Raw genomic sequence first — 8,903 nt, forward strand, 5'->3', positions numbered from 1 at the left:
GGCCGGGGTGAGCGCGATCCGGCCGGGGACCGCGCGGCCGGTGACGTTCTCCGGCAGGCCCTTCGCGGTGGTGCCGGTCGGGGCGCAGGTCGTGTCCGACCCGCTGGACCTCGCCCCGGCGCCCGGCTCGGTCCTCACCGTGACCCTCCATCTGGCCGGCGGGCAGGCCTCCGAGGACGTCACCTCGCACCCGGGCTCCAGGACCACTTCCTACCTGGCGGCGGGTGACCACGTCACCGCCGCCGACCTGCCGGGCGCGACCCCCGTCGACCACTGGTACTTCCTCAGCGCCCTGGAGGTGTGGTCCGAGCCGGGCACGGCCGCGCTCGTCCTGCTGGGAGACTCGCTGACCGACGGCAGGGGCTCCACCACCAACCGCAACGACCGCTGGCCCGACCGGCTCTTCGACCGGCTGGGCGCCGCCGCGGGCGTGGCCGTCGCCAACCAGGCCGCGGGCGGCAACCGCCTGCTGGACGACGGCCTGGGCCCGAGCGGCCTGGCCCGGCTGGACCGCGACGTGCTCGCCCAGAGCGGTGTCCGGTGGTTGATCGTGCTGGCGGGCGTCAACGACATCGGCACCGCGCCGGCCACCCGCCCGGCGCAGAAGCGGGTCGCCGAGGACCTGATCGCGGCCTACGAGCAGATCATCGTCCGGGCGCACGCGCACGACATCCGCGTGTACGGCGGCACGCTCACGCCCTTCGGCGGCAACATCCCGTACGACGACGCCCCGGGCCACCGCGAGGCGGCCAGGCAGACGGTCAACGACTGGATCCGGGGCGGAGGGAGGTTCGACGCCGTGGTCGACTTCGACCGGGCGGCCCGCGACCCGGCCGTGCCCCGGCGGCTCCTGGCCGCGCTCGACCTGGGCGACCACCTGCACCTCAACCCCGCCGGCCACCGGGCGCTGGCCGGCGCGGTGCCCGCCGGGCTGCTCACCGGCTAGATCTGGACGAACTCGAGGTCGAGGAGATGGGCCAGGGATCTGAGCTCGCCCGCGCGGTGGCCCGTGCCGAGGGCCCAGTGGTGCGACATGCCGGTGGCGCTCCACTCGTCGGTCCACTCGCCGGGGTCGCGGCCGAAGTCGACGCGGGAGGTGGTGTTGCCGATCTGCAGGTGGGGCCCGTCGACGGTCTCGCCCTCGGACGCGAGGAAGGCGAAGCGCCCGTCGCGGCGCTGGATGATCCCGAACGCGGTGACCGGCCCGTGCTTGACGTCGAACTCGACCGAGACGCCCCAGCCGCGCTTGCCGTGGTAGACGCCGAGGCCGCGCAGCAGCGGCTTCCTGGCGCTGATGGCGAGGTGGGCGGGCCCGTCGTGGCCCATCTCGACGTGACCGCGGTGGAAGTCGAGCGCCTGGAACTCGGTGAAGGAGCCGCCCGCGCCGAGCCGGTCCATGACGAGCATGGCCAGGCTGGTGCGCAACTCGTACTCGCCGGCGGCGGGGATGCCGCGGGCGGTGAGCAGGGAGGCGCCGAGGATCATGCCGGCGCCCAGGCGCTCGTGCGTCTCGCCGTCCAGGCCGCGGTGATAGTAGGCCAGGCTGTCCAGGTCGAAGTCGGCCACGAGCCGGTCGAGGCCGACCGAGACGCGGCAGGCCCAGTCGAGGTCCGTCTCGTTGACGGAGTCGGCGAAGTCGAAGATCTTCTCGGTCTCGGCGCGCTTGGCCGCGGCCTCGGCGTCGGTGACCTTCTCCACGCGCACCCGCAGGTCGTCGAACTCGAGCACCTCGACGTGCCCGCCGAAGTTCGCGCTCACCAGCGTCAGGTCGGTGGACACGTCCATCATGCCGGGATAGAGGTGACCCATCAGGCCGTGCCGCCCGTGCCGCAGCGCGGCCCTCGCGGCGGCCGCCCGCACCCAGCCGCCGATGCGCTTCCAGGCCCGCTCGTCCTCCAGGTAGCCGGACACCGAGCGGAACGGGATGCCGCACCGCTGGAAGGCGTTGGCCATCTCGGGCAGCGGGCAGGCGCCGCAGTAGGCCAGCCACTGGCCGGTGTCGAACGTGGCGTGGTCCATCGACTCGGTCGGCTGCAGGTTGATCAGCAACACGGGAGCGCCGCTGCGCTGCGCGATCGGCACCAGCATCGTGGCCGTCATGTACGTGGTCAGGAAGCCGACGATGAGGTCGCAGTCGGCGGCCCGCAGCTTCTCGGCCGCGGCCGCCCCCTCCTGCGCGTCGGAGATGAACCCGACGTCGACGATCTCCGCGTCCAGCTCCCGCATGCGCTCCGAGACCCGCGCCGCCGAGCGCTGGAGCTGGGGGAGGAGGTCGGGGAACTGGGGCCAGTAGGCCCCCAGCCCGCCGGCCACGAGCCCTACGCGTACCTGCCTGGTGCTGGCCATGGTGCTGCCCTCCGACGCGGCTTCACCGCGCAAAACGTTTTACCTGGATCGGCCTCACCGGGACGGTATTGTGGCGGCAGCAGATGGTCAAGAGGCCTTTCCTTGCTATTGACACGTTTTAATCCGCCAGGCGGCGGTCGAGGAAGCCGGTGACCGCGCGGGCCAGGGTCAGCCGGTGGTCCGACAGGGCGTGGTCGGTCGGATAGAGCCGGTGCTCGAGCCCGGGCACCGGATGCGCCCGGTAGGCCTCGACCAGCGGATGGTGATGCGTCTCCGCCGGCGTGACGCTGTCGCGGCCGGTGCCGATCAGCAGCACGGGCCGGTCGGCCAGGCGGGGCGCCAGCCCGGCCAGGCTCCACGCCTCGCCGGCCGCCTCCATCTCGGCGACCAGGGCCGCGCCGCTGGTGTCACGGAGCGGCAGCAGCTCGCCGTCCCACGCGGACGTGTACGCCGCCCGCGCGCCGGGATCGGCCCGGCAGGCCGCCGCCGCCTTGCCCAGGTCGAAGGCGGCCACCGAGACGACGGCCCGGACCGCGGGGTCGGCGGCGGCCGTCATGAGAGCCGCGAAGCCGCCGAGGCTGTGGCCCACCAGGGCCAGCCGCCCGGGGTCTAGCCGGTGCGCGGCCGCCACGGCGTCCTCGCGTACGGCCCGGGTGACGCGGGCGGCGTCCTCCAGCACGTTGCCCCACGAGTACGAGCCGCCCACGCCCCACGAGCCGCGGTAGTGGAACACCAGGGCCGCGTAGCCCGCCCGGCGCAGCGCCTGCGCGAGGTCGAAGTTGCGCTCGTTGCCCGGGAACCCGTGCAGGAGCACCACGATCGGATGCGGCCCGGGCCCGGCGGGCAGGTGCAGGACGCCAAGCAGCGCGTGGCCGCCGCTGGTGAACGTCACCGCCGGCGTGCCGGCGGGCGGCACGAGGCCGGTGGGGAGGTCGCTGGGGAGGTCGCCTGCCAGAGCGTCGGTCACGTCTGCCTTCATCCTGATCGAACTGAGCGGTTCGATCAGGAATCTAGCAGACGCCGCACCGGCCGCTAGCGGCCGCTCCACCTGATCTCGTACGGCTTGAGCGTGAACTGCGTGCCGTCGACGGTCGTCGTCACCTGGCCGTCGGAGGTGTTGACCAGCAGCAGCTGCTCCGGCTGGGCCAGCACCCTGACCTTGGCGTCGGAGGAGGTGACCGCCTCCAGCTCGGCCCCGGCAGGGAACCACTTCGTGAAGCCGGCCACCAGCCTGGCCGTGGGCTGCTCGGCCCCCGTGCGCGGCTCCCACAGGCAGGCCGGGCAGCGGCCCTCCTTGGCCTGCGGGTTCCAGTAGAGCGCCGTGGTGACGCCGCTCCGCGCGAACTCGATCATCGAGGCGGCCTGCACGGCGAGCCGCTTGGGCTCGGGCCACGTGGTGCCGTCCTCCGGCACGAAGTACCACTCCGACCACCACACCGGCAGGTCGCCGGTCTTGTCGCGCAACCACTGGGTGACCGCGCTGAACTTGCTCAGCGCCCCGAACTCGTCAGGCAGCAGCTCGTGGGCGTCGGTCACCGACGCGCCGTCGACCACGACGAAGTCGGCGCCCTTCTTGTGCTCGAACCAGTGGTTGAAGGCGTCGAGGACGTGCTGGTTGACGACGCCCCACTCGCCGCGCAGCTCGGTGTCGCCGCCCTTGTTGCTGTCGAAGCCGAGGTAGGGGCCGCCGATCTGGGCGTCGGGCCGCGCCGCCTTCACCGCGTCGTACACCTTGTTGTACAGCTCGGTGTACCCCTTGTAGTCGGCGGGCTTGGAGTGGTCCTTCCAGAAACCCTTGAACTCGTTCCACACCATGAAGTACTTGACGTCTTTGTACCGCGTGGCGACGGCCGCCGACAGCTTGGCGAAGTCGTCGAAGTGCTCGGGGTAGGGGGCGTCCTCCAGGTGCTCGGCCCAGCCCTCCTCCGACGTCGGGCCCTCGGGGCCGCCCTTCATCCAGTCGGGGGCGCAGCAGAGCGTGATGATCGGCGTGGCACCCGACTGCCTCATGAGATTCATCCGGCTGTCGAGGTCTTCCCAGACGTACTGCCCGGGGCGCGGCTCGGGGTTGAAGGCCCCGAAGCCCATGATGTGCTGGTTCTGCAGCATCGGGGTCTCGGCGAACCGGCCGGTCACCCGCTGCTCGAACTCCGGGGTGATGTTGTTGGCGCTGACGCCGGTGTGCGTGAACCCCCAGCGCGGCCAGCCGTCCTCCACCTGCGGCGGCTTCCCTGCCACGCCGCTCTCGCTCGGCGACGCCTGGGGTGCGGCGGTGGTCTTCTGCACGGAGGGAGGCCGCTGCTGCGGGGCCTGGCCCAGCAACGAGCAGCTCGTGACGGCCAGCGTCACGGCCGTGGCGGCCGCCGCCGAGGCGGCCGCCCGCCCGAGCCGTCGCCTCATCCATCCCCGGTTACCCGAAGTCACCCGACCCTCACCGATCCTCCCGTCGACATGCCGCCAGTAGCGTTCCACGGGCTGGGGAGACGGGGCGCATCGAGCGGATGGTTCACAGTCAATCGTTATCGTTCGGCGTCTTTCGGCGACGCCGGTCTCACGAGCCGCGGCGGTGCAGCAGCAACATCGCGGCGTCGTCGAGCAGCGGTCCGCCCGCGTGCTCCACGAGGTCGGCCCGCAGGACGTCCAGCGCGGCCTGCGGGTCCGGGAGCGTCAGCAGACCGGCGCGGTCGGTGAGCGGGTAGAACTCGCCCGCCGCGTTCCTGGCCTCGATGACGCCGTCGGTGACGAACAGGATGCGGTCGCCCTCGCCGAACGGGATGCGGTGGGGCTTGGCCGCCGCGGCGTCGAGTGCGCCGAGGCCCAGCGGCAACCCCTGCTCGGGCGGCTCCATCGTGGCGCACGTGCCGTCGGGCCTGATCAGCAGCGGCGGCGGATGGCCGAAGTGCACCAGCGTCATCTCGCCCGCGTGCACCTCGGCGACGGTCGCCGTGACGAACTGCTCGTCGTCCAGATGACGGGTCAGGCTGACCTCCAGCCGCTCGCCGATGTCGGTCAGCTCGGCCTCGTCATAGGCGGCCTCGCGGAACGCGCCGAGCACCCAGGCGGCCGTCTCGACCGCGGCCAGGCCCTTGCCCTGGACGTCGCCGATCAGCAGGCGAACGCCGTGCGGCGTCGTGACGACCTCGTACAGGTCGCCGCCGATCTGGGACTCGGCCGCCGCCGAGGTGTAGGAGAGCGCCACCTGCAGGTCTCCCGCCCGCCGCGGCACCGGCCGCAGCAGCACCCGCTGGGCGACCTCGGCGACCTGCCGGACGCTGGCCAGCTCGCGCTCGCGTTCCAGTCGCAGGTGGGCGGCCAGCATGCTGGCCGCGGTCACGCCGGCGATGCTGACGACCGTGAGGTTGTTCTGCCAGTGGAGCACCAGGTCGTTGTAGGACGCCAGGAACAGGCAGATGGCCAGCGCCACCGCGCCCACCGCGGAGGTCCGCCGCACCCCGCCCGACAGCGAGGCGAAGGCCGGCCCCAGCGTGAGCAGCGGCAGGAAGATGAGCGTCGGGCCCGCCAGCACGTCGAGGACGGCGACGCAGAACATGACGGCGAAGGGCAGCCACCGCAGAGCCCGCAGGGATCTCATCTGCCCCCTCGCGTCGCCATGTGCGTGTCTCGCACGACCCACTGTCAGCCCGCCAATCCCGGTCAACGAAAAATGAAACATCAATGATCCGCCATATACAAGCATGGCTCAGCGCATGTCGGTTGCGGGCCACGCGGGACGGCCTCTTGCGGGATGCAAGCGTGATGCAGTGCCGCGAAGGCGCGATGAAACAGACATCAGGGACGCTTCCGGCACCTGCTCGAGCAGCGGAACTCCGGCCGGGCGCAGATCGTTGGGCCAGCGGCACACAATCGATCTTGCAACAGGGAGAACAGAGTCGTGGTCTTCAAACGGATGCTGGGTGCTTTCGGCGTCGGCGCGCCCTCGGTGGACACCGTTCTGTCCACCGCCCGGACCCGGCCGGGCGGCACGCTGGAAGGGGAAGTACGGCTCAAAGGCGGCGACTTCGATGCCGAGATCGAGCACATCACGCTCGGGCTGGTGGCCCGGGTCGAGATCGAGCACGGCGAGGGCGAGCAGGCGGGGCTCGGCGAGTTCTCCCGCACCGAGGTCTCCGGTCCCTTCACCCTGGCCAAGGGCGAGGAGCGGGTCGTCGGTTTCCGGTTCCCCGTCCCGTGGGAGACGCCGATCAGCGAGATCGGCGGGCAGCCGCTGACCGGCATGGCCGTGGGGGTGCGCACCGAGCTGGCCATCGCCAAGGCCGTCGACAAGGGCGACCTCGACATGGTGGCGGTCGAGCCGCTGCCCTCTCAGCTGCGCATCCTGGAGGCCTTGCTGCAGCTCGGCTTCGGCTTCAAGGCGGCCGACCTGGAGGCGGGGCGCCTCCACGGGGTGCGGCAGGAGCTGCCGTTCTACCAGGAGATCGAGTTCTATCCGTCCGGACCCTACTCCGGGCTGGTCGGCGAGGTCGAGGTGACCTTCGTGGCCGACGCGGCGGGGCTGCACGTCGTCCTGGAGGCCGACAAGCGCGCCGGCCGCTACTCCTCCGGCGACGCCATCGGCCGTTTCCACGTCAGCCACGACGACGCCCTCGTCACCGACTGGGCGGGCGAGCTGGGCCGCTGGCTCGACAGCCTGTCCCAGTACGCCGGGCACGGCGGTCACCACGGTCACCACGAGCGCTACGGTCACCACGAGGGGCACCACGGCGGGCCCGGCCTGGGCATGGTCGCCGCGGCCGGCGCGGCGGGCGTGGTCGGCGGTCTCGTGGCGGGCGAGGTCGTGGAGGAGGTCGTCGAGGAGTTCTTCGAGGGCGGCGAGGAGGAGGGCGGCGACTGGTGACCCGCCGCTGAACACGCGCCGCCGCCTGGCCGGTCAGGGATCGACGGGCAGGCGGCGGGCGGCGACGCCGGCCCAGCCCAGGCCGCGCACGGTCAGCAGCAGCCCGATCGTCCCCGCGGTCAGCCCGTGCTCGGTGCCCAGCGCCGGCAGGTAGACGAGCGTGATGTCGACGGCCGCCAGCACCACGCAGCTCGTCACCAGCGCGTGCGCGAGCCCGGGACGGCGCAGCTGGGAGCGCACATCGCCGCCCGCGTCCTGCTCGCCGGCCTCGGGGCAGGGGCTGCGCGCGAGCGCCGCCGACAGCGCGACGAGCACGGCGGACAGGCCGCACGACCACAGGAAGATGCGGCCGGTGTCCGGGATGGCCCGCTCCCCGCCGAACACGGCGATCAGCACGGGTCCCGCCGCCTGCCCGAGCGAGGCGGCGAACGTGTATCGGCCGAACGCGGCGTCGTGGCCGCCGCGCCTGGTGGTGTTGGCCACCAGCGCCTGCTGCGCGATGACGCAGCCCAGATGGCCGGTGCCGAGCAGGATCCCGGCCGTGACGAGCCCAGGGGACGGTGTGGCCGAGCGCCAGGAACGCCGCGCTGGACGCCGTCAGCAGCAGCGACCCCGTCACGGCCACGCGCCGCTCGCCGTAGCGGTCGGTGATGTGCCCGGCGGGCAGGGCCAGCAGCACGGCGATCGCGTGCCGTCGATGCCCGTCCTCGGCCGCCGGTTCGTGCATCGCCGTCCTGCCTCGTTCCTTGGGCACGTTATAACTACCGCACGCACCCAGCCCTAGTGGTACATGTCCACTTCATCATCTTGCGGCATGACATGTGTGGTTATAGAGGGAGATAAGCGTCACAGGTTATAACCTGTGAGCGGATTTGACCTCAACTCGACTTGAGGTCCTACCGTGGCCGACATGAATAAGATTGCTCCCGCACAGGCGGGCTGGCGGGAATGGGCCGGCCTGTCCGTGCTCATCCTCCCCACCCTGCTGCTGTCGATCGACATATCCGTCCTGCACCTGGCCGTGCCGGCGCTGACGGAGGATCTGCGGCCGACCGGCGCGGAGTTGTTGTGGATCTCCGACATCTACGGGTTCCTCATCGCGGGTTTCCTCATCACGATGGGCACGCTCGGCGACCGCGTCGGGCGCAGGAAGATCCTGCTGTTCGGGGGCGCCGCGTTCGCGGGTGCCTCGGCGCTCGCGGCGTACGCGCCGACGGCGGAGTCGCTCATCGTGGCCAGGGGCCTGCTCGGCGTCGCCGGCGCCACGCTGATGCCGTCCACGCTGTCGTTGATCAGCAACATGTTCCGGGATCCCGGGCAGCGCACCCGCGCCATCAGCCTGTGGATGACCGGGTTCATCGGCGGCATGGTGATCGGGCCGCTGGTCGGCGGCGTGCTGCTGGAACACTTCTGGTGGGGGTCGGTCTTCCTGGTGAACGTGCCCGTCATGGTGGTGCTCCTGGTGGCCGGGCCGCTCCTGCTGCCGGAATACCGCAATCCCGGCTCCGGCCGCCTCGACCTGGTGAGCGTGGTGCTCTCGATGGCCGCGGTGCTGCCCGCGATCTACGGCGTGAAGGAGCATGCCGAGCACGCCGACCGCCAGCCCGCCCGCGATGACGTAGGCCGGGCGGAACCGGCGGGCCAGCACCGGGGTGACGGCGAAGCCGACGATCACCGTGGCGCTCATCGGCAACATCCAGAG

Annotated in this window: 7 protein-coding genes and 1 pseudogene; 3 read left to right on the forward strand and 5 right to left on the reverse strand. The window is 71.9% G+C overall.

The features are described from left to right. Positions 1-946: SGNH/GDSL hydrolase family protein (locus E1292_RS47770; RefSeq protein WP_132606435.1), on the forward strand; the 946-nt coding region annotated here is incomplete at its 5' end. Here E1292_RS47770 and E1292_RS47775 read toward each other — a convergent pair. The 4 genes from E1292_RS47775 to E1292_RS47790 all read right to left on the reverse strand — a co-directional run bounded on the left by E1292_RS47775 (position 943) and on the right by E1292_RS47790 (position 5,938). Continuing rightward, positions 943-2,379: an L-fucose/L-arabinose isomerase family protein gene (locus E1292_RS47775; RefSeq protein ID WP_246090931.1), complete on the reverse strand. Its 1,437-nt coding sequence runs from the start codon at positions 2,377-2,379 to the stop codon at positions 943-945. The two genes, E1292_RS47770 and E1292_RS47775, sit on opposite strands and share 4 nt — an antisense overlap. Positions 2,380-2,464: 85 nt before the next feature. Further along, positions 2,465-3,313: an alpha/beta hydrolase family protein gene (locus E1292_RS47780; RefSeq protein WP_246090933.1), complete on the reverse strand. Its 849-nt coding sequence runs from the start codon at positions 3,311-3,313 to the stop codon at positions 2,465-2,467. A gap of 65 nt (positions 3,314-3,378) precedes the next feature. Further along, complete coding sequence (locus E1292_RS47785) at positions 3,379-4,746, reverse strand: GH39 family glycosyl hydrolase (RefSeq protein ID WP_132606437.1); 1,368 nt, start codon at positions 4,744-4,746, stop codon at positions 3,379-3,381. A 151-nt stretch (positions 4,747-4,897) separates the two neighbouring features. Further along, entirely contained in the window at positions 4,898-5,938 is a 1,041-nt protein-coding gene (locus E1292_RS47790) for a PP2C family protein-serine/threonine phosphatase (protein ID WP_132606438.1), read from the reverse strand. Positions 5,939-6,238: 300 nt separating this feature from the next. Between E1292_RS47790 and E1292_RS47795 the strand changes: the two genes are divergently transcribed. Further along, the gene (locus E1292_RS47795) at positions 6,239-7,201 is read left to right on the forward strand and encodes a sporulation protein (RefSeq protein WP_132606439.1); all 963 of its coding nucleotides are present in this window, start codon (positions 6,239-6,241) and stop codon (positions 7,199-7,201) included. 33 nt (positions 7,202-7,234) lie between these two features. On the opposite strand, the pseudogene E1292_RS47800 reads toward E1292_RS47795, so the two are convergent. Beyond that, positions 7,235-7,753: pseudogene (locus E1292_RS47800) on the reverse strand (MFS transporter); the annotation flags it as partial. 358 nt (positions 7,754-8,111) lie between these two features. Here E1292_RS47800 and E1292_RS47805 point away from each other — a divergent pair. Next, positions 8,112-8,903, forward strand: a 792-nt coding sequence (locus tag E1292_RS47805) for an MFS transporter (RefSeq protein WP_132606441.1), incomplete at its 3' end; no start/stop codon positions are given.

The sequence above is a fragment of the Nonomuraea deserti genome, assembly GCF_004348685.1.
GTDB lineage: Bacteria > Actinomycetota > Actinomycetes > Streptosporangiales > Streptosporangiaceae > Nonomuraea > Nonomuraea deserti.

Bases quoted from the DNA above. Each gene is read 5' to 3' on its own strand.
- E1292_RS47785 (WP_132606437.1), bottom strand. From the start codon at position 4,746: ATGAGGCGACGGCTCGGGCGGGCGGCCGCCTCGGCGGCGGCCGCCACG.
- E1292_RS47790 (WP_132606438.1), bottom strand. From the start codon at position 5,938: ATGAGATCCCTGCGGGCTCTGCGGTGGCTGCCCTTCGCCGTCATGTTC.